The 20,047-nt window shown below is 68.2% G+C and carries 24 protein-coding genes and 1 pseudogene; 17 read left to right on the top strand and 8 right to left on the bottom strand.

The window, feature by feature from the left end:
* Positions 1–37 precede the first annotated feature (37 nt).
* From AC1RNC_RS20675 to AC1RNC_RS20660, 4 genes are all read left to right on the top strand, one after another.
* Positions 38–799: a site-2 protease family protein gene (locus AC1RNC_RS20675; RefSeq protein ID WP_492888145.1), complete on the top strand. Its 762-nt coding sequence runs from the start codon at positions 38–40 to the stop codon at positions 797–799.
* A 61-nt stretch (positions 800–860) separates the two neighbouring features.
* The gene (locus AC1RNC_RS20670; RefSeq protein WP_492837425.1) at positions 861–1,643 is read left to right on the top strand and encodes an SDR family NAD(P)-dependent oxidoreductase; all 783 of its coding nucleotides are present in this window, start codon (positions 861–863) and stop codon (positions 1,641–1,643) included.
* Between the two features lie 136 nt (positions 1,644–1,779).
* On the top strand, positions 1,780–1,917 hold the full coding sequence (locus AC1RNC_RS20665) for a hypothetical protein (RefSeq protein ID WP_492837424.1): 138 nt from the start codon (positions 1,780–1,782) through the stop codon (positions 1,915–1,917).
* 78 nt (positions 1,918–1,995) lie between these two features.
* Complete coding sequence (locus tag AC1RNC_RS20660) at positions 1,996–2,961, top strand: NAD(P)H-dependent flavin oxidoreductase (RefSeq protein WP_492888144.1); 966 nt, start codon at positions 1,996–1,998, stop codon at positions 2,959–2,961.
* Here the strand turns inward: AC1RNC_RS20660 and AC1RNC_RS20655 are convergent.
* Complete coding sequence (locus tag AC1RNC_RS20655; RefSeq protein ID WP_492888143.1) at positions 2,958–3,716, bottom strand: Crp/Fnr family transcriptional regulator; 759 nt, start codon at positions 3,714–3,716, stop codon at positions 2,958–2,960. The genes AC1RNC_RS20660 and AC1RNC_RS20655 overlap by 4 nt on opposite strands.
* A gap of 110 nt (positions 3,717–3,826) precedes the next feature.
* Here AC1RNC_RS20655 and AC1RNC_RS20650 point away from each other — a divergent pair, with 110 nt between their 5' ends.
* Together AC1RNC_RS20650 and AC1RNC_RS20645 are read left to right on the top strand one after the other, a co-directional pair.
* Positions 3,827–4,369, top strand: a complete 543-nt coding sequence (locus AC1RNC_RS20650; RefSeq protein WP_492888142.1) for a hypothetical protein — start codon at positions 3,827–3,829, stop codon at positions 4,367–4,369.
* Positions 4,370–4,408: 39 nt separating this feature from the next.
* Entirely contained in the window at positions 4,409–4,564 is a 156-nt protein-coding gene (locus tag AC1RNC_RS20645; RefSeq protein WP_492888141.1) for a hypothetical protein, read from the top strand.
* A gap of 52 nt (positions 4,565–4,616) precedes the next feature.
* Here AC1RNC_RS20645 and AC1RNC_RS20640 read toward each other — a convergent pair whose 3' ends face one another.
* Positions 4,617–4,844 (bottom strand): hypothetical protein, encoded by a 228-nt coding sequence (locus AC1RNC_RS20640; protein ID WP_492888266.1) that lies wholly within the window; start codon positions 4,842–4,844, stop codon positions 4,617–4,619.
* A 157-nt stretch (positions 4,845–5,001) separates the two neighbouring features.
* Between AC1RNC_RS20640 and AC1RNC_RS20635 the strand changes: the two genes are divergently transcribed.
* From AC1RNC_RS20635 to AC1RNC_RS20610, 6 genes and pseudogenes are all read left to right on the top strand, one after another.
* The gene (locus tag AC1RNC_RS20635; RefSeq protein WP_492888140.1) at positions 5,002–5,442 is read left to right on the top strand and encodes a TIGR02301 family protein; all 441 of its coding nucleotides are present in this window, start codon (positions 5,002–5,004) and stop codon (positions 5,440–5,442) included.
* An 86-nt stretch (positions 5,443–5,528) separates the two neighbouring features.
* Entirely contained in the window at positions 5,529–6,464 is a 936-nt protein-coding gene (locus tag AC1RNC_RS20630; RefSeq protein WP_395445904.1) for an SPFH domain-containing protein, read from the top strand.
* A 3-nt stretch (positions 6,465–6,467) separates the two neighbouring features.
* A complete protein-coding gene (locus AC1RNC_RS20625) occupies positions 6,468–6,929 on the top strand; it encodes an NfeD family protein (RefSeq protein ID WP_492888139.1) in 462 nt (153 codons plus the stop codon).
* Positions 6,930–7,056: 127 nt separating this feature from the next.
* Positions 7,057–7,983: an ABC transporter ATP-binding protein gene (locus AC1RNC_RS20620; RefSeq protein WP_492888138.1), complete on the top strand. Its 927-nt coding sequence runs from the start codon at positions 7,057–7,059 to the stop codon at positions 7,981–7,983.
* Positions 7,980–8,741, top strand: coding sequence for an ABC transporter permease (locus tag AC1RNC_RS20615; RefSeq protein WP_492888137.1), 762 nt, complete (start codon positions 7,980–7,982; stop codon positions 8,739–8,741). The genes AC1RNC_RS20620 and AC1RNC_RS20615 overlap by 4 nt, the downstream gene beginning before the upstream one ends.
* Positions 8,738–8,914: pseudogene (locus tag AC1RNC_RS20610) on the top strand (hypothetical protein). The gene AC1RNC_RS20615 and the pseudogene AC1RNC_RS20610 overlap by 4 nt, the downstream one beginning before the upstream one ends.
* Here the strand turns inward: AC1RNC_RS20610 and AC1RNC_RS20605 are convergent.
* Together AC1RNC_RS20605 and AC1RNC_RS20600 are read right to left on the bottom strand one after the other, a co-directional pair.
* Positions 8,886–9,329, bottom strand: coding sequence for a recombinase family protein (locus tag AC1RNC_RS20605; protein WP_492888136.1), 444 nt, complete (start codon positions 9,327–9,329; stop codon positions 8,886–8,888). The pseudogene AC1RNC_RS20610 and the gene AC1RNC_RS20605 sit on opposite strands and share 29 nt — an antisense overlap.
* A gap of 79 nt (positions 9,330–9,408) precedes the next feature.
* A complete protein-coding gene (locus tag AC1RNC_RS20600; RefSeq protein WP_492888135.1) occupies positions 9,409–10,254 on the bottom strand; it encodes an SDR family oxidoreductase in 846 nt (281 codons plus the stop codon).
* A 68-nt stretch (positions 10,255–10,322) separates the two neighbouring features.
* On the opposite strand from AC1RNC_RS20600, the gene AC1RNC_RS20595 reads away from it, so the two are divergent.
* Positions 10,323–10,736 carry a winged helix-turn-helix transcriptional regulator gene (locus AC1RNC_RS20595; RefSeq protein WP_492888134.1) on the top strand — a complete coding sequence of 138 codons (414 nt, stop codon included), beginning with the start codon at positions 10,323–10,325 and terminating at the stop codon, positions 10,734–10,736.
* A gap of 13 nt (positions 10,737–10,749) precedes the next feature.
* Here AC1RNC_RS20595 and ftrA read toward each other — a convergent pair whose 3' ends face one another.
* The gene (gene ftrA, locus AC1RNC_RS20590; RefSeq protein ID WP_492888133.1) at positions 10,750–11,709 is read right to left on the bottom strand and encodes a transcriptional regulator FtrA; all 960 of its coding nucleotides are present in this window, start codon (positions 11,707–11,709) and stop codon (positions 10,750–10,752) included.
* An 87-nt stretch (positions 11,710–11,796) separates the two neighbouring features.
* On the opposite strand from ftrA, the gene AC1RNC_RS20585 reads away from it, so the two are divergent.
* A complete protein-coding gene (locus AC1RNC_RS20585) occupies positions 11,797–12,228 on the top strand; it encodes a rhodanese-like domain-containing protein (RefSeq protein WP_492888132.1) in 432 nt (143 codons plus the stop codon).
* On the opposite strand, the gene rnhA is transcribed toward AC1RNC_RS20585, so the two are convergent.
* From rnhA to ispH, 3 genes are all read right to left on the bottom strand, one after another.
* On the bottom strand, positions 12,225–12,674 hold the full coding sequence (rnhA, locus tag AC1RNC_RS20580; protein WP_492888131.1) for a ribonuclease HI: 450 nt from the start codon (positions 12,672–12,674) through the stop codon (positions 12,225–12,227). The two genes, AC1RNC_RS20585 and rnhA, sit on opposite strands and share 4 nt — an antisense overlap.
* Positions 12,671–13,624 carry a homoserine kinase gene (thrB, locus tag AC1RNC_RS20575; protein ID WP_492888130.1) on the bottom strand — a complete coding sequence of 318 codons (954 nt, stop codon included), beginning with the start codon at positions 13,622–13,624 and terminating at the stop codon, positions 12,671–12,673. Before thrB ends, rnhA begins: the two co-directional genes overlap by 4 nt.
* 151 nt (positions 13,625–13,775) lie before the next feature.
* On the bottom strand, positions 13,776–14,723 hold the full coding sequence (gene ispH / locus AC1RNC_RS20570) for a 4-hydroxy-3-methylbut-2-enyl diphosphate reductase (RefSeq protein ID WP_492837410.1): 948 nt from the start codon (positions 14,721–14,723) through the stop codon (positions 13,776–13,778).
* 167 nt (positions 14,724–14,890) lie between these two features.
* On the opposite strand from ispH, the gene AC1RNC_RS20565 reads away from it, so the two are divergent.
* The 3 genes from AC1RNC_RS20565 (at position 14,891) to AC1RNC_RS20555 (ending at position 19,987) form a co-directional block, all read left to right on the top strand.
* Positions 14,891–15,607, top strand: coding sequence for a Tat pathway signal sequence domain protein (locus AC1RNC_RS20565; protein ID WP_492888129.1), 717 nt, complete (start codon positions 14,891–14,893; stop codon positions 15,605–15,607).
* Positions 15,604–17,406, top strand: coding sequence for an arginine--tRNA ligase (argS, locus tag AC1RNC_RS20560; RefSeq protein WP_492888128.1), 1,803 nt, complete (start codon positions 15,604–15,606; stop codon positions 17,404–17,406). Before AC1RNC_RS20565 ends, argS begins: the two co-directional genes overlap by 4 nt.
* An 82-nt stretch (positions 17,407–17,488) precedes the next feature.
* Positions 17,489–19,987, top strand: a complete 2,499-nt coding sequence (locus AC1RNC_RS20555) for a zinc-dependent metalloprotease (RefSeq protein ID WP_492888127.1) — start codon at positions 17,489–17,491, stop codon at positions 19,985–19,987.
* The last annotated feature ends 60 nt before the right edge of the window (positions 19,988–20,047 follow it).

The following is a 20,047-nucleotide window of genomic DNA, read 5'->3' as shown; positions in this document are numbered from 1 at the left end:
CGTTGCGTCCAGCCATCGTCCGTGTTCAATCCACCCCATGACCCTCGTCGAAGCCCGCGCCCCGCGCACCTCCCTCAGCCCCAACGCCCTGATCCTGATCGCCGCGTGCGTGGGTCTGGGCTGGGCGGTGGCGACCGAGCTGCCGCCCGCCGGACCGCTGGCCTTCGCCTTTGTCGCCGCGACCTGGATCCTCAGCGTCGGGGTCCACGAGTTCGGCCACGCCTTCGTCGCGCACAAGGCCGGCGACACGACGATCGTCGAGAAGGGCTACCTGACCCTCGATCCGCTCAAGTACTCGGACCTCGTCACCACCCTCATCTTCCCGCTGATCGCCCTGGCCCTGGGCGGCATCGGCTTTCCTGGCGGGGCGGTCTATCTGCGCGAGGACCTGATGCGGTCGAAAGGCTGGCGGTCGCTGGCCTCGCTGGCCGGGCCGCTGGGGACGCTGGCGGTGCTGGTCGCCCTGGCCGTGATCCTGCCGTTCGTCGCCTCGGGCCCGCTGTACAACGCCCTGTCGCTGCTGGCTCTTCTCCAGGCCAGCGCCCTGGTCTTGAACCTCCTGCCGATCCCGGGCCTGGACGGCTACGGCGTCATCCGGCCATTCCTCTCCGACGGCGTGCGGGCCAGGCTGGTCAAGATCGAGCGGATCGGCTTTCTCATCCTGTTCGCCCTGATCTTCTGGGTCCCCGGGGTCAGCGGCTTCATCTTCGGCGCGGCCCTGACGGTCACCGACCTCCTGGGCGTGTCGCGGCCGGCCGTCGGCGCCGGCTGGCAAGCCTTCCACTTCTGGGGCTCTTGACCTTCCGCGCCCGACCGCCTCTCCTCAAACAAACGTTTCAGAGACAAGAGGGAGGTTCGCCATGGCCTACGCGCCGTTCAATCTGTCGGGCAAGGTGGCCCTGGTCACCGGCGGCAATCGCGGCATCGGCCTGGGCATGGCCAAGGCGATGGCGGAGGCTGGCGCCGACATCGTCATCTGGGGCTCCAATCCCGAGCGCAATCTCGAGGCCGAGAAGCAGCTGACCACGCTGGGCGTGCGGGTGAAGGCTCAGACCGTCGACGTCTCCGACGAGGATCAGGTCCGCGAAGGCATGGAGGAGGCCGTGGCCGCCATGGGCCGGGTCGACAGCGTCTTCGCCAATGCCGGCGTCGGCTTCGGTTCGCCCTCGTTCGTCGAGATGAAGACCGAGACCTATCGCAAGGTGCTGTCGGTCAATCTGGACGGTGTGTTCTTCACCCTGCGCGAGGCCTGTCGCCACATGGTCGAGCGCGCCAAGACCGGCGATCCGGGCGGTTCGCTGGTCGGGGTGGCCTCGCTGGCCGCCATCGAGGGCGCGGCCCGCAACGAGGCCTATGCGGCCACCAAGGGCGCGGTGATCTCGATGATCAAGTCGGTCGCCGTCGAGCACGCCCGCTATGGCGTGCGGGCCAACGCCATCCTGCCGGGCTGGATCGCCACCGACATGACGGCCGGGGCGCAGGCGAACGCCGCCTTCGCCGAGAAGGTCATCCCGCGCGTGCCGGCTCGCCGCTGGGGCGAGCCCGAGGATTTCGGCGGCATGGCCGTCTATCTGGCCTCGGACGCGTCGAGCTACCACTCGGGCACGACCATCGTCATCGACGGCGGATACTCGATCTTCTGACGGCGTGTTTCTTGGACTCTGAAGTCCAATAAAAACCCAGGTAAAACAGGGCCTTGCGGAACGGTCCGCGCGGTGAGAAGCTTTCTCCACGGCAGCCTGGACATCAGATCCGGGCGCCGACGAGGAAACAAAGACGATGACGCCCCAAGACGTTGTCAGCCTGGCTCCGCCGCGCGGCTTCCTGACGCTGATCGCCCTGGTCCTGACGGCCATGGCCAGCTGCTTCTGGACCGCCGAATCGGACGTCGAGACCGAGCTGGTCCGCCACAACTAGGCTAGGCTAACCTCGCGGCACGCTTGCGGGCGCGGGCGCGGCGCGAAATCCTCCCTGAAAGCAACGGGAGGAACGGTCATGGGCCTGCGCACGCCGCTCTGCGATCTACTGCATATCGAGCATCCGATCCTTCTGGCCGGCATGGGCGGGGTGTCCTATGCGCCGCTGGCGGCGGCGGTGTCGAACGCCGGCGGCTACGGTGTGCTGGGCATGGCCGGGACCTCGCCGGACTTCATCCGCGACCAGATGCGCGAGGTCCGAAGCCTCACCGACAAGCCGTTCGGCGTCGACCTGCTGGCCGCCACGCCGGACGCGCTCACCGCCAGCGTCGAGGTCATCATCGAGGAGGGCGCCTCGTCCTTCATCGCCGGCCTTGGCGTGCCGCTGCCGATCATCGCGCGCCTCAAGGCGGCCGGCCTGAAGGTCATGGTCGTCTGCGGGGCGGTGAAGCACGCGGTCAAGGCCGAGCAGGCCGGCTGCGACGCCGTCATCTGCCAGGGCGGGGAGGGCGGCGGCCACACCGGTCTGGTCGGCACCTTGCCGCTGGTCGCGCAGTCGGTCGAGGCCGTGAAGATCCCTGTCGTCGCGGCGGGGGGGCTCTATGATGGCCGGGGCCTCGCGGCGGCCCTGGCCCTGGGCGCCCAGGGCGTCTGGATGGGCACGCGCTTCATCGCCAGCCTCGAGGCTCACGCCGGCGACCTCTATCGCCAGGCGGTGGTCGAGGCGGCCGACGAAGACACGATCCGCACCCGTTGCTACTCAGGCAAGCCGATGCGGGTGAAGAAGAACCCCTATGTCGACGACTGGGAGGGCCGGCCATCCGACATCCAGCCTTTCCCGCAGCAGGCCATGATCTCGATCCGGGCGGGGGCCATGGGCGGCATCGGCGGCCAGATCGAGGGTCTCGACCCGGCCAAGTCCTGCTTCGCCATGGGCCAGAGCGCCGGCGGCGTGCGCGAGGTGCTGCCCGCTGGAGAGATCGTGGCGCGGCTCGTCAGCGAGGCCGAGGCGGCGCTGGACCGGGCGAACGCCTTCCGCGTCTAACGCTTGTGCGGGGGCAGGATCCGCTGGAAGTGCGCCTCGAAGACCGCGTGGCATTCGCAGGCGCGCTTTTCCAGGCCCGGACGGTCCAGCACCTCGACCTTGCCGCGGCCGATGTGGATGACCTTGGCGTCCTGCAGGACGCGGGCGACGGCGCTGATCGTCGTGCGCTGCACGCCCAGCATCTGGGCCAGGGTCTCCTGGGTCAGGCGGATCGGCTCCTTGCCCGAGCGGTCGTGGGCGAACTGCAGCCAGCGGCAGACACGTTGCTCGATCGGATGCAGGGCGTTGCAGGCGGCGACCTGCATCATCTGGGCGATGAAGGCGTCGGCGGCGCGATCGAACAGGTCGCCGACGACGGCGTGGCGGAGCTTGACCTCCTCCAGCTTGGCGGTCGGCAGGCAGAAGGCGTGGCCGGGCACGCGGACGACGGCGCGGCCATAGGCGGGCTTGAAGCCGGCGCTGACCACGCCGCCGATCGCGCCTTCGAAGCCGATGCTGGCGGCCTCGATCTCTTGGCCGTCCGAGGTCACCACCAACAACGAGGCCTGGGTGGGGCCGCAGGGCAGGTAGGTGTGCTCGACGTCGTCCCCGACATCGAACAGCACGGCGTCGGCCGGCAGGTCGACGAGAACCATGTGCGCGGCCAGTTCGGCCAGGGCGTCCGGGCGCAGGGCGGCCAGCAGACGGTTGGAATCGTAGGTCGGCGCGGCGTCGCCCTCGACGGTGCTGCGGACGATGCGGGTGATGGCGGTCATGCATGCCTCCCGTGAAGCTCGACAGCATAAGCGCGCGGCGCACGGCTTAGTTTCCCGTGGACGGCGAGACTCTTCCGAAGCACCCTCCGCAAGGGCCAGGGAGTAGACCCATGATCGCCAAGCGACACCTGCGGCGGAGGCTGAGCCAGTACGGCGCGCTGTGGCTCGGATCGTTCGTCGTCACCCTGTTGGTCATGGCCGCCATGGTCTTCGGCGTGGGCGCGCCGCTGGCGGAGACCGCCGACCTCGCCCTGCCGATCGCCCTGGCCCTGCTGGGCCTGGCGGTGATCACCGGCGTCGGGATCACGTTAGCCCAGGACGTCAGCCTGTCGACCAAGTCGCTGATTACGGCCCTGGCCCTGCTGCTGGTCCTGCCGCTGCTGTGGGCACCGGTGCTGGCGGTGATCGTCACCGCCGCTATCGCCGGGGCGTCGGTGGAGTATTCCACCGCCTACGCTCAGTTCCGGATCGCGGTCAGTCACCTGATCTACCCGCTGGTGGCGATGCTGGGCGAGGACCCGCTGGTCGGCTTCGTCTGGCAGGCGTTCCAGGTCGTCGCGTCCGTGGTGGGCGCGGTCGCGTCGATCCTGCAGGTGTGGCGGGTCATCAAGCCGTTCCTGTACGGCGAGGAGGAAGAGACGGCGGAAGCCTAGACTGTATCTTCCAGCCTCCAGCCTCCAGCCTCCCCGGAGGTGAGGGCCCAGGCGCCGGTTTGCGCCCTATCCAAAGCTTGTCATCCCGGCCGCAGCGCAGCGGAGAGCCGGGACCCAGGGGTAGCCGCACTGCGCCGACCCCTGGGTCCCGGACAGCCTCTGCGAGGCTTCCGGGATGACAAGAATTTGGTTTGAAGCGTCAGCTTGGGTCCCCGCTTTCGCGGGGATGAGCGGTTGGAGGAATGCCTTAGCTCAGCGTCGTCGGGCCGGGCAGCACCCAGTCCTCTTCCTGCTCGTGCAGCATCACATGCAGGCCCAGGCCGGCTGGATGCTCGGCCAGGCGTCGGGCCGCGGCGCTGGCTTGGCCGCGCGTTTCGTAAGCGCCAAAGCGCAGGTTGTCGCCGATGATGGACCAGCGATCGCCGACCCGAACGACACCATAATGCACCTCAGTCATGGGCAGACCTCCTTGCAGTATCCACAGGGAACGCCTGATCTGTGGCGATCACAAGGCCCTTATTGTTCAAGCTTTTTTGACACCGAGGGGCATTTTGTCCCCAAGCGGAAGCCGACCGCTCGCCCGTCAGGCGCGGGACGGTGACAGGCGGGCGTGGTTTGGCGATAACAGGCTCATGTCGCGTCCGTTCCTTATCGGCGTCCTCCTCGGCGCCCTCGTCGTTTCGCCGGTCCTGGCCCCTAAGGCGTTCGGTCAGGAACGAGCCGCCGACGAGCGTCAGCGTCTGCTGGACCTGGCCTATACGCTGGGCGAGAGCCACGCCCTGCGCCAGGCCTGCGAGGGCGTCGACGACCAGTACTGGCGCTCGCGCATGGTTCGCCTGACCGAGGTGGAGCAGGCCGACCAGGCCTTCGACGCCCAGATGCGCGAGCGGTTCAACACCGGCTTCGCCTCGCGTCGCAGCGAATATCCGATCTGCGACGAGGCCAGCCGCAAGGCCGAGCAGGCCGCCGCCCGCAAGGGCCAGGTCCTGGCCCACAGGCTCTCGCAGTCGATGCGCCCGACGTCGCCGCCGCCCGCGCCGGATTCCATGGCGTACGGCGAAGCGGCGCGCTAACCTCTACCCAGGTTTGTAGAGGAGCGTTGCTCTTGGGCACGTCCATCGTCGTAATCGTCCTGCTGGTCCTGGCCTTCGTGCTGGTGATGAGCGTCATCAAGATCGTGCCGCAGGGGCGCGAATTCACCGTCGAGCGGTTCGGCCGCTACACCCGGACCCTGAAGCCCGGCATCAGCATCCTGACTCCCTTCGTCGAGACGATCGGGCGCAAGGTGAACATGATGGAGCAGGTGCTGGACGTGCCCCAGCAGGAGGTCATCACCAAGGACAACGTGTCGGTGAAGGTCGACGCCATCGTCTTCATCCAGGTCATGGACGCCGCCGCGGCCGCCTATCGGGTGGACAATCTGATGTACGCCATCACCCAGCTGGCCCAGACCAACCTGCGCACCGTCGTCGGCTCGATGGAGCTGGACGAGGTGTTGAGCCAGCGCGACGCGATCAACACCCGGCTGCTCTCGACCATCGACCACGCCACCGGCCCGTGGGGCGTCAAGGTGGCGCGGATCGAGATCAAGGACCTGACGCCGCCGCCGGACATCACCAACGCCATGGCGCGCCAGATGAAGGCCGAGCGCGAGAAGCGCGCGGTGATCACCGAGGCCGAGGGCGAGAAGCAGTCCCAGATCGCCCGCGCCGAGGGCCAGAAGCAGTCCGCCATCCTGCAGGCCGAGGGCCGCCGCGAGGCCGCCTTCCGCGACGCCGAGGCCCGCGAGCGGGAAGCCGAGGCCGAAGCCAAGGCGACGGCCTTCGTCTCCGAGGCGATCTCGAAGGGCGACGTCAACGCCATCAACTACTTCATCGCCCAGAAGTACGTCGAAGCCTTCGGCGAACTGGCCCGCAGCCCGCAACAGAAGACCGTCATCGTACCGGCCGACTTCTCGGGCCTGACCGGGACCGTCGCCGGCGTCGCCGAGCTGATCAAGAGCCTGGGCGCCGATACCCCCAAGGCCCCGCCGCCGTCGCGGAGCGCATCGACCGCGGCGCCGACCAGCCCGCCGCCCGCCAAGCGCGGAGCCTAGGTCATGGGCGCGATCGCCGGCTTCTACGCTCTGCAACCGTTCTGGCTGTGGCTGGCCGTCGCGGCCCTCTGCCTGGCCATCGAGGTCTCGACCGGGACGGGCTGGCTCCTGTGGCCGGCGGCCAGCGCCTTCGTCATAGGCCTGGTCGCCCAGGCCCTGCATCCGGGCGCTGTGCTCGAGATCGGCCTGTTCGCCGTCCTGACCATCGCCTCGACCTATCTGGCCCGCCGCTTCCTGCGGCCGGTGCTGGAGCCGACGGGGCCGGACCTCAACGACCCGCTGCAACGGCTGATCGGCCAGCGCGGCCAGGTGCTGTCGACCTTTGAGCAAGGCCGCGGCCGGGTGTTCGTCGACGGCAAGGACTGGGCGGCCGAGACCGAGGAGCCGATCCCCGCCATCAGCCAGGAAGTGGTGGTCATCGGCCTCAATGGCGCGGTGCTGAAGGTCCGCAAGATCCCGACCTGACGGAGATCTGCTGACAGAACGCGGCGTCTGCCCCTGTTATCCGCCGACGGCGACACCATTTGAGCCCCGCATCAGCCACCTTGCAGGGCATGCGCGACGCTGAACCGTCGCGTTTAGGGGAGACGGCGTGACTTCAATCATATCGGTGAAGGGTCTGACCAAGACCTATGCGTCTGGCCATCAGGCCCTCAAGACGATCAACCTGGACATCGAGAGGGGCGAGATCTTCGCGCTCCTGGGCCCGAACGGGGCCGGCAAGACCACCCTGATCAGCATCATCTGCGGCATCGTCAATCCCAGCCTGGGCGTCGTTTTGGCTGACGGCCACGACGTGGTGAAGGACTATCGCGCCGCCCGAACCAAGATCGGCCTGGTGCCACAGGAACTGCACACCGACGCCTTCGAGACGGTCTGGGCCACGGTCAGTTTCTCGCGCGGCCTGTTCGGCAAGCCGCGCAATGACGCCCTGATCGAGAAGATCCTTCGCGACCTCTCCCTGTGGGACAAGAAGGACAGCAAGATCATGGCGCTGTCGGGCGGCATGAAGCGCCGGGTGATGATCGCCAAGGCGCTGAGCCACGAGCCGACCATCCTGTTTCTGGACGAGCCCACCGCCGGCGTCGACGTCGAGCTGCGCCGCGACATGTGGGAGATGGTCCGCCAGCTGCGCGAGAGCGGCGTCACCATCATCCTGACCACCCACTATATCGAGGAGGCCGAGGAGATGGCCGACCGGATCGGGGTGATCAACAAGGGCGAGATCATCCTGGTCGAAGACAAGACCGTGCTGATGCGCAAGCTGGGCAAGAAACAGCTGACCGTGCACCTGCGCGAGCCGCTGGCCGCCCTGCCGGTCGGTCTGGCCGATCCCTCGCTCAGCCTGATCAACGACGGCGCAGACCTCGTCTACACCTTCGACGCCCAGGCCGACGACACCGGCATCGCCGATCTGTTGAAGCGCCTGGCCGAGCACGGCGTCGATTTCAAGGACCTCAAGACCGACCAGAGCTCTCTGGAAGACATCTTCGTCAGCCTGGTGAGGGCTCCGCAATGAACCTTTTCGCGATCAAGGCTATCTACCGCTTCGAGATGGCGCGGTGGTTCCGCACCCTGCTGCAGAGCATCCTGGCGCCGGTCATCTCGACCTCGCTGTATTTCGTGGTGTTCGGCTCGGCGATCGGCTCGCGCATGCAGTCGATCGACGGCGTCAGCTACGCCGCCTTCATCATCCCGGGCCTGATCATGCTGTCGCTGCTCAGCGAGAGCATCTCCAACGCCTCGTTCGGCATCTACATGCCCAAGTGGGCCGGCACGATCTATGAGCTGCTCTCGGCCCCGGTGGCCTGGTTCGAGGCCGTCGCCGGCTATGTCGGCGCCGCCGCCACCAAGTCGATCTGCCTGGGCCTGCTGATCCTGGCCACCGCCCGGATCTTCGTGCCGTTCGAGATCGCCCACCCGTTCGTGATGCTGCTGTTCCTGGTCCTGACCTCAGTGACCTTCAGCCTGTTCGGCTTCATCATTGGGGTCTGGGCCGACAACTTCCAGAAGCTGCAGATCGTGCCCGCCCTGATCGTGACGCCGCTGACCTTCCTGGGCGGCAGCTTCTACTCGATCAAGATGCTGCCGGAAGTCTGGCAGAAGGTCACCCTGTTCAACCCGGTGGTCTATCTGATCAGCGGCTTCCGCTGGAGCTTCTACGGCCAGTCGGACGTCGGCGTCGGCGTCAGCCTGGCCATGACCGGCGTGTTCCTGGTCATCTGCCTGACGGCGGTGGGCTGGATCTTCAAGACGGGCTACCGGCTGAAGGTGTGATCGGCCTCGGCGCTGTACTCCTCTCTTGTCATCCCGGCCGAAGCGAAGCGTAGAGCCGGGACCCAGGGGCAACCGCATTGCGTCGACCCCTGGGTCCCGGACAGCCTCTGCGAGGCTTCCGGGATGACAAGAAAATGGCGCCGTTCAGTCGGTCTCCGCCGCGCCGGCTTTAAGCCCCTGCGCGCCGCCGCCCTTGCTCACCAGGGCCGCCTCGGCGGCCCTGACCATGGCGCGTTCGGCGTTGAAGGCCGTCAGGGTCTCGCAGGTGGCGAAGAAGCCGGGATCGGCGTTGGTGTCGATCGCGGGCTGGGCCACGACCAGATGCAGGCCGCGGGCCTTCAGCTTCAGCACCGCCTCCAGCAGGTCCGTCGTCGTGCCGGCCAGGGCGTGCAGGCTGAGCACCGCCAGGGTTCCGCCGGGCGCCAGCGCCGCCAGGGCCTTGTCGAGGCCGGGGCGGATGATGGCGTTGGTCAGGCACCGGTCGCTGAACACCTCCTGGCAGCCCAGGAGCAGCAGGCGCTCCTCCTGGACCGGGCTGAAGAAGACGCCCCTGACGGGCGGCAGGCGGTAGTAGCCGACGCGGTTCATCGCGCCGGCTTGGCAAACCCGGAGAGCCTTGGCGAGGACTTTCCGGGACCGCCCACAGCTTCTTAAGCCAGCAAGCCCCCTAGGAGACGAGATTGGCAACAAGGGCCGAGATCGGCGTGGTCGGGCGGCCGATCAGGGCCGACAGCTGATGGCCGTCGTCGAACAGGCCGCCTTGCGACGCGCCGACGTCCGACTGGGCCAGGATCGCGGCGAAGGCGGCGGGCAGGCCCAGACCTTCCAGAATCTTGGCGTATTCGGCCTCGGGCAGGTCGTTGTAGGGGATGGCCTTGCCGGCCTTGGCCGAGATCTCGGCGGCCAGTTCGGCCATCGTGAAGGCGGTGTCGCCGGCCAGTTCGTAGGTCTTGTTCTCGTGGCCGTCCGTGGCCAGCACGACGGCGGCGGCCTCGGCGTAGTCCGCGCGGGCGGCGGCCGAGATCTTGCCTTCGCCAGCGCTGCCGATCAGCGCCCCCGACGCGACGGCGCCATGGATCGCGCCGGCATAGTTCTCCGCGTACCAGCCGTTGCGCAGCAGGGTGTAGGCGACACCCGAAGCCTTCAGCAGCGCTTCGGTGGCCTTATGCTCGTCGGCCAGGACCAGCGGCGAGGTGTCGGCGCGCAGGATGCTGGTATAGGCGATCCGCGTCACGCTGGCGGCCTGCGCGGCCTCGATGACGGCGCGGTGCTGGGGCAGGCGCTGGCCAACCTCATTGCCGGAGATCAGCAGTAGGGTGTCGACGCCTTGGAGCGCCGGGCCGAGGGTCTCGGGCCGGGTGTAATCGGCGGCGCGCGCGGCCACGCCCAGGTCGGCGGCCTTGGCCGGATCGCGGACCAGGGCGAGGATGTCGCCGGCCGGAACGCGCGTCTTGAGGCTTTTGACGACGAGGCGGCCCAACTGGCCGGTGGCGCCGGTGATGGCGATGGTCATGATCGTTCTCCCGATGGGGTGTGATGGGACCGATCTGGGCGCCTTGCTTACTTTTCGTAAGTACCCACATGAATGTAAGCATGAAAGAAAATTCGCCCCCTGCCGCGCCGCTCTCCGAGAAACTGCTACGCGGCGACCTGATGGCGCCCGACTGTCCGTCGCGCGCGGTGCTCCAGCACGTGACTAGCCGCTGGGGCGTGCTGGCGCTGATGGCCCTGGAGACGGGGACACATCGTTTCAGCGAACTTCGCCGGGGCATCGGCGGGGTCAGCGAGCGGATGCTGGCCCAGACCCTGCAGCAGCTGGAAGGCGACGGCTTCGTGCGCCGCGTGGCCTACCAGGTTGTGCCGCCGCATGTGGAGTACAGCCTGACGCCCCTGGGCCTGGAGGTCGCCGAGAAGGTGCGCGGCCTGGCCGACTGGATCGAGCTCAGTCTCGGCCGGATCCTGGTCGGCGAGCCAGAGGACGCGCCGGTCATCTAAACCCTCTTTACCCTCAGGCCTTGGCGAACCGCGCCCGGTACGCGCCGGGCGTGGTCGAGAACTGGCGGCGGAAGTGATGGCGCAGGGCCGGGGCGCCCAGGCCCACGGCCCGCGCGACCTGCTCGATCCCGGCCGTCGAGCTCTCCAGCAGGTCCCGCGCCCGGTTGAGGCGCTCGGCCAGCAGCCAGCGGGCCGGGGTCTCGCCGGTGGCGGCCTCGAAGCGGCGCAGGAAGGTCCGCTCGCTCATCCCCGCCGCGCCGGCCAGGGCCTTGATCGTGTGGTCGCCGGCCAGATCGGCGCGCATGCGGTCGAGGATCGGCGAAAGCCGCGAGGCCTCATGCGCCACGGGCACGGGCCGCTCGACGAACTGGGCTTGGCCGCCGTCGCGATGCGGCGGCATGACCAGACGGCGGGCGACGGTGTTGGCGGCTTCGGGCCCGAAGTCGCGGCGGATCAGGTGCAGGCCAAGATCGATGCCCGCCGTGCTGCCGGCCGAGGTCAGCAAGTCGCCTTCGTCGACATAGAGCACGTCGGGCTGGACTGCGATCGCCGGATAGCGCTGGCGCAAGGCGTCGGCATAGCGCCAGTGGGTGGTGGCCCGGAGTCCGTCCAGCAGACCCGTGGCCGCCAGCACGAACACCCCCGAGCAGATCGACATCAGCCGCGCGCCCCTGGCGTGGGCCTTTCGCAGCGCCTCGATCAGTGGCGTGGGCGCGGGATGATCGATCCCCCGCCAGCCGGGCGCGACGATGACGCTGGCCTGTTCCAGCAACTCGAGCCCGCCGTCGCCGACGATCCGCACGCCGCCCAGGCCCTTCAGGTCGCCCGGCTCCACGGCGGCGGTGGCGAAGCGGTACCAGTCCGCGCCCATCTCCGGACGCGGCAAGGCGAACAGCTCGACCGCCACGCCATATTCGAAGGTGCAGAGGCCGTCATAGGCGAGGACGACGACAAGAGGCTGACGGTTTGGCATGATCTTTACGGTCGATGTCGATCTCGCCAGCTAACGCGTACGGTCGCGCCAAGGCAAGTCTATCGGCGTCAACCGTTGGAGACCGTCATGAGCCCCAAGCCGAGCTATGTGTCCGAGATCCCCGCCGCGTCCTCTCGAGACGCCGCCGCCCACTTCGCCGCGCGGCTGTCGCTGGAGACCGATTGCGCCGACGTCGCCGCCGCCCTGCAGGCGGGCGAGGTCGATTTCGTCCTGCTGCATGTCGTCGGCTCGCCGCAGGCCTATGCCCGCCGTCACGTGCCGGGCGCGATCCACCTTCGCCACGCCGACATGACCGCCGAGCGGATGGCGCAATGGCCCGCCGACACCCTGTTGGTCGTCTATTGCGCCGGCCCGCACTGCAACGGCGCCGACCGCGCGGCCCTGAAGCTGGCGAGGCTGGGCCGACCGGTGAAGCTGATGATCGGCGGGATCACGGGTTGGGAAGACGAAGGCCTGCCGTTCGTGAGCGGCGAGGAGCCGGGCGTTCTCGAGGCCTAAAACACCCTCGGATTGGCCTGGCGCAGGCCTTCGTTGGCCAGGGCGTCGGCGCGTTCGTTCAGCGGATGGCCGGCGTGACCCTTGACCCAGCGCCAGTCGACATCGTGCCGCTCGCGGGCGGCGTCGAGGCGCTTCCAAAGGTCGTCGTTCTTGACCGGGCTCTTGTCGGCGGTCTTCCAGCCGCGCGCCTTCCAGCCGCGGATCCACTCCTGGATGCCCTTCATCACGTACTGGCTGTCGGTATGCAGCTCGACCTTGCAGGGGCGGTTCAGCAGCTCCAGCGCCTGGATGGCGGCCATCAACTCCATGCGGTTGTTGGTGGTCGCCGGCTCGCCGCCGCAGATCTCTTTCTTCTTGTCGCCATAGAACAGGATGGCGCCCCAGCCGCCAGGACCCGGATTCCCCTTGCAGGCCCCGTCGGTATAGATCGTGACCTTGGGCGTCATGCGAACAGCACGAGGCCTTCGCGGTGGACGGCCAGCTTGCGCTCGTACTCCAGCGGGTCCTTGGGCTTTACGAGGGCGCCGGCGGGCGTCGAACCCCAGTCGGCCAGGCGGGTCAGGAAGAAGCGGATGGCCGCGCCGCGCGCCAGGATCGGCAGGGCTTCCTTCTCGGCCGGGCTCAGCGGCCGGCGGCGCTCATAGCCGTTCAGCAAGGCCTTGGCGGCGGTGATGTTGAAGCTGCCGTCAGGTTCGAAGCACCAGGCGTTCAGGGTGACGGCCACATCGTAGGCGTAGCTGTCCTCGCACGCGAAATAGAAGTCGATCGCCGCGGCGAACTTGCCGTTCGACTCGAAGAAGACGTTGTCCGGGAAATAGTCGGCGTGGATCACGCCCGACGGCAGGTTGCGCGGCCACATCAGGGCCAGCTGCGCCAGGTCGCTGTCGATGGTCGCCGACAGGCCGGGCTTGAGGTCCTCGGCGGCCTTGCGGTGCTTGGAAAACAGCGGCGACCAGGCGCTTTGGCCCAGGTCGTTGGCGCGGCGGCCGGGATAGCCCTCGCCGGCCAGATGCAGCCAGGCCAGTCCCTCGCCGGCTTCGCGGCAGTGGGCGACGGTGGGCTTGCGCACCGACAGGCCGGGCAGGAACTCGACGATGGCGGCCGGCTTGCCGCGCAAGGTCGCCAGGGTGGCGCCCTTGCGGTCCGGGATCGGCCGGGCGCTGGGATAGCCCCTGTCGGCCAGCCAGGTCAGCAGGTTCAGGAAATAGGGCAGATCGTCGGCCCTCACCCGCCGCTCGTAGACGGTGAGGATATAGCGACCCTTCTCCGTCTCGAGCAGGAAGTTGGAGTTCTCCACCCCCTCGGCGATGCCCTTGAAGGCCAGGGGCAAGCCCAGGTCGTAGCCCGCCAGGAAGGCTTCGAGTTCAGCGTCGGTGATGTCGGTATAGACGGCCATGGCGTCGGGATGCTCGACGGGAGGCCGGCGGTCAAGGGTGTGGGCAGCCCTCGTCCTTCGACAGGCTCAGGATGAGGGCTACTTTTGGCGCCGCTGCGGTAGAAACCTCATCCTGAGCTTGTCGAAGGACGAGGTTTCGGCTCCGCCCAGTTTAGGCCGTCAGCAGCCTCGGCAGCTTGAACGTGATCGTTTCGCGGGCCTCGACCAGTTCCTCGACGGTGGTGTCGAAGCGCGCCGAGATGGCGTCGATGACGCCCTGCACAAGATCCTCCGGGGCCGAGGCGCCGGCGGTCAGGCCCACGCGCGAGACACCGTCGAACCAGGTCCAGTCGATGCCGTTGGCGTCGTCGATCAGATAGGCGGCGGTGGCGCCGGCCTTCAGGCCGACTTCCTTCAGGCGCACTGAGTTGGACGAGTTCTTCGAGCCAACCACCAGCACCAGTTCCGACTGCTCGGCCAGGTGCTTGACCGCGTCCTGGCGGTTGGTGGTGGCGTAGCAGATGTCTTCCTTGTGCGGAGCGGCGATCCCGGGGAAGCGCTCGCGCAGCAGGGCCACCATGTCGGCGGTGTCGTCGACCGACAGGGTGGTCTGGGTCAGGAAGGCCACGTTGGCGGCGTCCTTGGGTTCCCAGGCGGCGGCGTCCTTGATGTCCTCGATCAGGGTGACCGAGCCCTCGGGCAGCTGGCCCATGGTGCCGATGACTTCCGGGTGGCCGGCGTGGCCGATCAGCACGATCTCGCGGCCGGCGTCATAGTGCTTCTGGGCCTCGACGTGGACCTTGGAGACCAGCGGGCAGGTGGCGTCCAGATAGATCATCTGGCGCGATTGGGCCTCGGCCGGCACCGACTTGGGCACGCCGTGGGCCGAGAACACCACCGGGCGGTCGTCGGGGGCCTCGGACAGTTCCTCGATGAACACCGCGCCCAGGGCCTTCAGGCGGTCGACCACGTGGCGGTTGTGGACGATCTCGTGGCGCACATAGACCGGCGCGCCGAACTTCTCGACGGCGCGTTCGACGATCTGGATGGCGCGGTCCACGCCGGCGCAGAAGCCGCGCGGGCTGGCCAGCACGAGCGAGATCGGGCGACGAACCGGCATGGGGGCGGGCGTATGGGCGTTCATGGGCGGAAACTAGTCGTTCGGATGGTCCGGCGCCAGGAGTCTGCGTCGTTGCGACGTCACGCATATGCCTTTATCAGGCTGCATGACGCCGAAGGGGCTGCATGGTCCCGCTTGGCTCTTCTTTTTCTCGAACCGGACGTTTCATGCGCCGCATTCTTCCGCTCGCCCTCAGCGCCATGATGGCCGTCTCGTTCGTCGCGACGGCGACGACTGTTCATGCGCAGATGGGGCCCGGCGGCGGCCAGGGCGGTGGCCCCGACGATGACGGCGGCGCCGCGAAGAAGAAGAAGCGCGACGAGGAGTGGAACCAGCCCAAGGCGCCGCTGCAGCAGCTGCGCAACGCCGGCCCGTGCCCCTATGTGAAGGTGCTGTACGACGCCAGCCGCTATGTCGAGTTCAAGGACGGCAAGGAAGCCGCCAACCAGGCCGGCTTCACGGGCGAGATCCAGAGCATCTCGTCGGGCTGCGCCTACAAGGCCAACGAGCCTATCAGGATCCGCATCGAAGCCCTGTTCCAGCTGGGCCGCGGCCCGCAGGCCGAGGGCGACAAGCACGTCTATCGCTACTGGGTCGCCGTCACCGAGCGGAACCAGTCCGTGATCGCCAAGGAATATTTCGACCTGCCGGTGACCTTCGCGCCTGGCAAGGATCGCGTATACGCCACCGACACGATCGAGCAGATCACCATTCCGCGCGCCGATGACAAGGTCAGCGGCAGCAACTTCGAGGTCCTGTTGGGCTTCGACGTGACCCCGGAAATGGCCGCCTTCAACCGCGACGGCAAGCGCTTCCGCGTCAATGCCGGTCAGGCCGCACAGGCTCAGCAAGCTGGGCAAGCAGGGAACACCACCAAGCAATGAACGATTTGAAGCGGTCCCTGAGCGAGGCGGCCGCGGCCGCTTTCCAGGCCGCCGGACTGCCTCCCGAATTCGGACGCGTCACCGCCTCCGACCGTCCCGACCTGGCTGATTTCCAGTGCAACGGCGCCCTCGCGGCCGCCAAGAGCGCCAAGCGCAATCCGCGCGAGATCGCCGTGCAGGTCGTCGATATCCTCAAGGGCGACCCGCGCCTGGCCTCGGTCGAGATCGCCGGAGTCGGCTTCATCAACATGCGCGTCAGCGACGAGGCCCTGTCGGCCCGCGCCCGCGAGATCGCTTCCGACGATCGCGCCGGCGCCCAGCTGCTGGAAAGCCCGCGCCGGGTGCTGGTCGACTATGCCGGCCCGAACGTCGCCAAGCCGATGCATGTGGGCCACCTGCGCGCCTCGATCATCGGCGAGTCGGTCAAGCGGCTGTACCGCTTCCGCGGCGACGACGTGGTGGGCGACGCCCACTTCGGCGACTGGGGCTTCCAGATGGGCCTGCTGATCAGCGCCATCATGGACGAGGACGCGTTCATCAACGCCCTGATGCAGAAGCTTCCCGAGGCTCCGCGCGGCTTCAGCGCCGCCGACGAGGCCAAGGTGATGGCCGAGTTCGAGAGCCGCATCACCCTGGCCGACCTCGACCGCATCTATCCGGCCGCCTCGGTGCGCCAGAAGGAAGATCCGGCGTTCAAGGAGCGCGCCCGCAAGGCCACCGCCGAGCTGCAGAACGGCCGCTTCGGCTATCGCCTGCTGTGGCGTCACTTCGTCAATGTCAGCCGCGTGGCCCTGGAGCGCGAGTTCCACGCCCTGGGCGTCGACTTCGACCTTTGGAAGGGCGAGAGCGACGTCAACGACCTGATCGAGCCGATGGTCCGCCAGCTGGAGGACAAGGGCCTGCTGGTCGACGACCAGGGCGCCCGCATCGTCCGGGTGGCCCGCGAGGGCGACAAGCAGGACGTGCCGCCGCTGTTGGTGGTGTCGTCGGAAGGCTCGGCCATGTACGGCACGACCGACCTGGCGACGATCCTGGACCGCCGCAAGTCGTTCGACCCCCACCTGATCCTCTACTGCGTGGACCAGCGCCAGGCCCTGCATTTCGAGACCGTGTTCCGCGCCGCCTACCTGGCCGGCTACGCCGCCGAGGGCTCGCTGGAGCACATCGGCTTCGGCACCATGAACGGTGCGGACGGCAAGCCCTTCAAGACCCGCGCCGGCGGCGTCCTGAAGCTGCACGACCTGATCGAGATGGCCCGCGAAAAGGCCCGCGAGCGCCTGCGCGAAGCCGGCCTCGGCGCCGAGCTGACCGAAGAGCAGTTCGAGGACACCGCCCACAAGGTCGGCGTCGCGGCCCTGAAGTTCGCCGACCTGCAGAACTTCCGCGGCACCTCCTACGTCTTCGACCTCGACCGCTTCACCAGCTTCGAGGGCAAGACCGGACCGTACCTGCTGTACCAGTCGGTGCGGATCAAGAGCGTGCTGCGCCGCGCCGCCGAGGCCGGCGCCGTCGCCGGTCGCATCGTGATCCGCGAACCTGCCGAGCGGGACCTGGCCATGCTGCTGGACGCCTTCGAGGGCGCTCTGCAGGAGGCCTATGACAAGAAGGCCCCCAACTTCGTGGCCGAGCACGCCTACAAGCTGGCTCAGTCGTTCTCGAAGTTCTACGCGGCCTGCCCGATCGTCAGCGCCGACACCGAGGAACTGCGCGCCTCCCGCCTGAGCCTGGCCGAGACCACCCTGCGCCAATTGGTGCTGGCCCTCGACCTGCTCGGCATCGAAGCGCCGGAACGGATGTAGGGTTCGAGTCCCTCGCGGCGGTTGCAATCGCCGCGAGGGCGCACGACAGTCCCGGCCGCGCTTGCGTGTGTCGGGAGGGGTTATGAACAAGTCCGTGGTCGCCATGTTGATGGCGAGCGCCTGCGTCAGCGCGATCGCCGCGCCGGCCTTCGCCGAGAAGGCCAAGCCCAAAACCAACAAGTTCGCCGACGCCACCGCCGGCCTCGAACGCAAGGACGGCCTCCTGCCGGTGTTCGTCGACAAGAAGGACGGCAAGATCCTGGTGCTGCTGCCCAAGCCGGGCGCGGACGGGATCGCGGGGCGCTATATCTACCAGACCTATCTGCGGTCGGGTCTGGGCTCGAACCCGACGGGTCTGGACCGCTCGGCGCCGGGCGACACCCAGATCATCGCCTTCCGCCGCGTGGGCGGCAAGGTCATCGCCCAGTTCGAGAACTGGGGCTTCTCGGCCGCGCGGGGTTCGGTCGACGAGCAGAAGGCGGTGGCCGACTCGTTCCCGATCTCCAGCGTCTGGTCGAACGCCATCGAGGCTGAAAGTCCGGACGGGGGCCTTCTGGTCGATGTGACCAGCTTCCTCACCCGTGACGCCCAAGGCGTCGCCAAGACGCTGAAGCGCGGCAAGCAGGGCGACTTCCGTCTGAACGACAGCCTGTCCTACGCCGACACGGGGGCGGTGAACGTCTTCCCGCTGAACGTCGAGCTGGAGGCGGTCGAGACCTTCGTCGGCGACGATCCGGGTTCGGAGGTTCGCGGCATCGTCCCCGACCCGCGCAACGTGACCCTGGCCCTGCACCACTCGTTCGTGGCCCTGCCCGAGCCGGGCTATCAGCCGCGCCAGAACGATCCGCGCGTGGGCGTGATCGACCACACCGTGGCCGACTATTCCGCGCCGCTGGGCGAGCCGCTGGTCTATCGGCTGGTCCACCGCTTCCGGCTGGAGAAGACCGATCCGACCGCCGCCCGCTCGCCGGTCAAGAAGCCGATCGTGTTCTATGTTGACCGCGCGGCGCCCGAGCCGGTGCGCTCGGCGCTGATCGAGGGCGGCCGCTGGTGGAACCAGGCCTTCGAGGCCGCAGGTTTCATCGACGCCTTCAAGGTCGAGCTGCTGCCCGAGGGCGTCAGCCCGCTGGACGCTCGCTACAGCGTCGTCAACTGGGTCCACCGCCAGACGCGCGGCTGGTCTTACGGCCACGCGGTGGTCGACCCGCGCACGGGGGAGATCATCAAGGGCGACGTGCTGCTGGGCTCGCAGCGCGTCCGCCAGGACCGGCTGATCTTCGAGGGACTGGAAGGCGCGGCGGCCACTGGCCAGGGCGGCCCCAACGATCCGATCGAGATCTCGCTGGCCCGCATCCGCCAGCTGTCGCCGCACGAGATCGGCCACTCGATCGGCCTGCAGCACAACTTCGCCGCCAGCACCTATGGCGACCGCGCCTCTGTGATGGACTATCCGGCCCCGAGGATCGCCATCAAGGGCGGCCAGCTGGACTTCTCCGACGCCTATGGGCGCGGGATCGGCGCCTGGGACAAGTTCGTGATCGACTGGCTGTATGGCGTCGCCCCGGCTGGCGTCGACGAGAAGGCCTGGCTGAAGGCCAAGGCCGACAAGAGCCAGGCCGACGGCCTGCGCTATGTCTCCGACGAGGATGCGCGCGGGCAGGACACGCCGCATCCGGTCGGCGCGGTCTGGGACAACGGTTCCGATCCGGTCGTCGAGCTCGACCATCTGATGGCCGTGCGCAAGATCGCGCTGGACCGTTTCGGCCTGGCCAACCTGCCCAAGGGCGGGTCGGTGGCCGATCTGCGCCGCGTGATCGTGCCGATCTATATCTTCCACCGCTATCAGGTCGACGCGACGGCCAAGCTGGTCGGCGGCGTCGACTTCACCTACGCCGCCGAGGGCGATGGCCGGGAGGCCAGCAAGATCGTTCCGCCCGCCCGCCAGGCCGCCGCCATCGACGCGCTGCTGAGGACGCTGGCGCCCGCCGCGCTGGACCTCTCCGACAAGACCCTGGATGTCCTGACCTCGGGCCAGTCGCAGGGCGCCGACAAGGCCAATGATGTCGAGACCTTCGGCCAGGGGCCGGTCTTCGACCTCCCCGCGACCGCCGACGTCGCCGCCGACCTCGTCTGGGGCGACCTGTTCGCGCCGGCGCGCCTGAACCGTCTCATGGAGGCCAAGCGCCGCGATCCGGCCCAGCCGGGTGTCGAGGGGCTGTTGGACAAGGCCCTGGCCTTCGCCGCCTTCGATGGCAAGGCGACGGGCCGCCAAGCCGAGCTGGCGCGTCGCGTCCGCCAGAGGATGGTGGTCAACCTGGCCAACGCCTTGGGCGACAAGGACCTGTCCCCGACCGCGGCCGCCGTGATCCGCGCGCGTCTGGCCGACTGGGGCAAGGGCCTCAAGGCCGTGACCGCAAGCGACGCCGCCGACCGCGCCCAGGCTCGCGCCCTGGCTGGCGTCGTCACCGATGAAAGCGGCGACCGCCTGGCCGGGCTGATCGAGGAAGGCAAGGCCAAGGTCGTCATCCCGCCCGGCCCGCCGATCGGCGAGGACGACTGGTTTGTAGGCTTGAACCTCTAAGTTGTCCGATCTCCCCGGCGAATGCCGGGGCCCAGATCGAAGCCAAGCGCGCTAGTGGTT

The organism is Caulobacter sp. GW822-FHT01G02, assembly GCF_058802865.1.
Note: the sequence above shows the minus strand (reverse complement) of the source record. Positions and strands in the feature narration are given on the sequence as shown.

What these genes read in the sequence shown, in the direction of transcription:
- AC1RNC_RS20665 (WP_492837424.1), top strand. Translation starts at nt 1,780, where the DNA reads ATGACGCCCCAAGACGTTGTCAGCCTGGCTCCGCCGCGCGGCTTCCTG.
- ftrA (WP_492888133.1), bottom strand. Translation starts at nt 11,709, where the DNA reads ATGCCAAACCGTCAGCCTCTTGTCGTCGTCCTCGCCTATGACGGCCTC.
- AC1RNC_RS20635 (WP_492888140.1), top strand. Translation starts at nt 5,002, where the DNA reads ATGTCGCGTCCGTTCCTTATCGGCGTCCTCCTCGGCGCCCTCGTCGTT.
- thrB (WP_492888130.1), bottom strand. Translation starts at nt 13,624, where the DNA reads ATGGCCGTCTATACCGACATCACCGACGCTGAACTCGAAGCCTTCCTG.
- AC1RNC_RS20585 (WP_492888132.1), top strand. Translation starts at nt 11,797, where the DNA reads ATGAGCCCCAAGCCGAGCTATGTGTCCGAGATCCCCGCCGCGTCCTCT.
- AC1RNC_RS20605 (WP_492888136.1), bottom strand. Translation starts at nt 9,329, where the DNA reads ATGAACCGCGTCGGCTACTACCGCCTGCCGCCCGTCAGGGGCGTCTTC.
- AC1RNC_RS20675 (WP_492888145.1), top strand. Translation starts at nt 38, where the DNA reads ATGACCCTCGTCGAAGCCCGCGCCCCGCGCACCTCCCTCAGCCCCAAC.
- AC1RNC_RS20655 (WP_492888143.1), bottom strand. Translation starts at nt 3,716, where the DNA reads ATGACCGCCATCACCCGCATCGTCCGCAGCACCGTCGAGGGCGACGCC.
- AC1RNC_RS20600 (WP_492888135.1), bottom strand. Translation starts at nt 10,254, where the DNA reads ATGACCATCGCCATCACCGGCGCCACCGGCCAGTTGGGCCGCCTCGTC.
- AC1RNC_RS20595 (WP_492888134.1), top strand. Translation starts at nt 10,323, where the DNA reads ATGAATGTAAGCATGAAAGAAAATTCGCCCCCTGCCGCGCCGCTCTCC.
- AC1RNC_RS20630 (WP_395445904.1), top strand. Translation starts at nt 5,529, where the DNA reads ATGAGCGTCATCAAGATCGTGCCGCAGGGGCGCGAATTCACCGTCGAG.
- AC1RNC_RS20555 (WP_492888127.1), top strand. Translation starts at nt 17,489, where the DNA reads ATGAACAAGTCCGTGGTCGCCATGTTGATGGCGAGCGCCTGCGTCAGC.
- ispH (WP_492837410.1), bottom strand. Translation starts at nt 14,723, where the DNA reads ATGCCGGTTCGTCGCCCGATCTCGCTCGTGCTGGCCAGCCCGCGCGGC.
- AC1RNC_RS20615 (WP_492888137.1), top strand. Translation starts at nt 7,980, where the DNA reads ATGAACCTTTTCGCGATCAAGGCTATCTACCGCTTCGAGATGGCGCGG.
- AC1RNC_RS20650 (WP_492888142.1), top strand. Translation starts at nt 3,827, where the DNA reads ATGATCGCCAAGCGACACCTGCGGCGGAGGCTGAGCCAGTACGGCGCG.
- AC1RNC_RS20565 (WP_492888129.1), top strand. Translation starts at nt 14,891, where the DNA reads ATGCGCCGCATTCTTCCGCTCGCCCTCAGCGCCATGATGGCCGTCTCG.
- AC1RNC_RS20670 (WP_492837425.1), top strand. Translation starts at nt 861, where the DNA reads ATGGCCTACGCGCCGTTCAATCTGTCGGGCAAGGTGGCCCTGGTCACC.
- AC1RNC_RS20660 (WP_492888144.1), top strand. Translation starts at nt 1,996, where the DNA reads ATGGGCCTGCGCACGCCGCTCTGCGATCTACTGCATATCGAGCATCCG.
- argS (WP_492888128.1), top strand. Translation starts at nt 15,604, where the DNA reads ATGAACGATTTGAAGCGGTCCCTGAGCGAGGCGGCCGCGGCCGCTTTC.
- rnhA (WP_492888131.1), bottom strand. Translation starts at nt 12,674, where the DNA reads ATGACGCCCAAGGTCACGATCTATACCGACGGGGCCTGCAAGGGGAAT.
- AC1RNC_RS20625 (WP_492888139.1), top strand. Translation starts at nt 6,468, where the DNA reads ATGGGCGCGATCGCCGGCTTCTACGCTCTGCAACCGTTCTGGCTGTGG.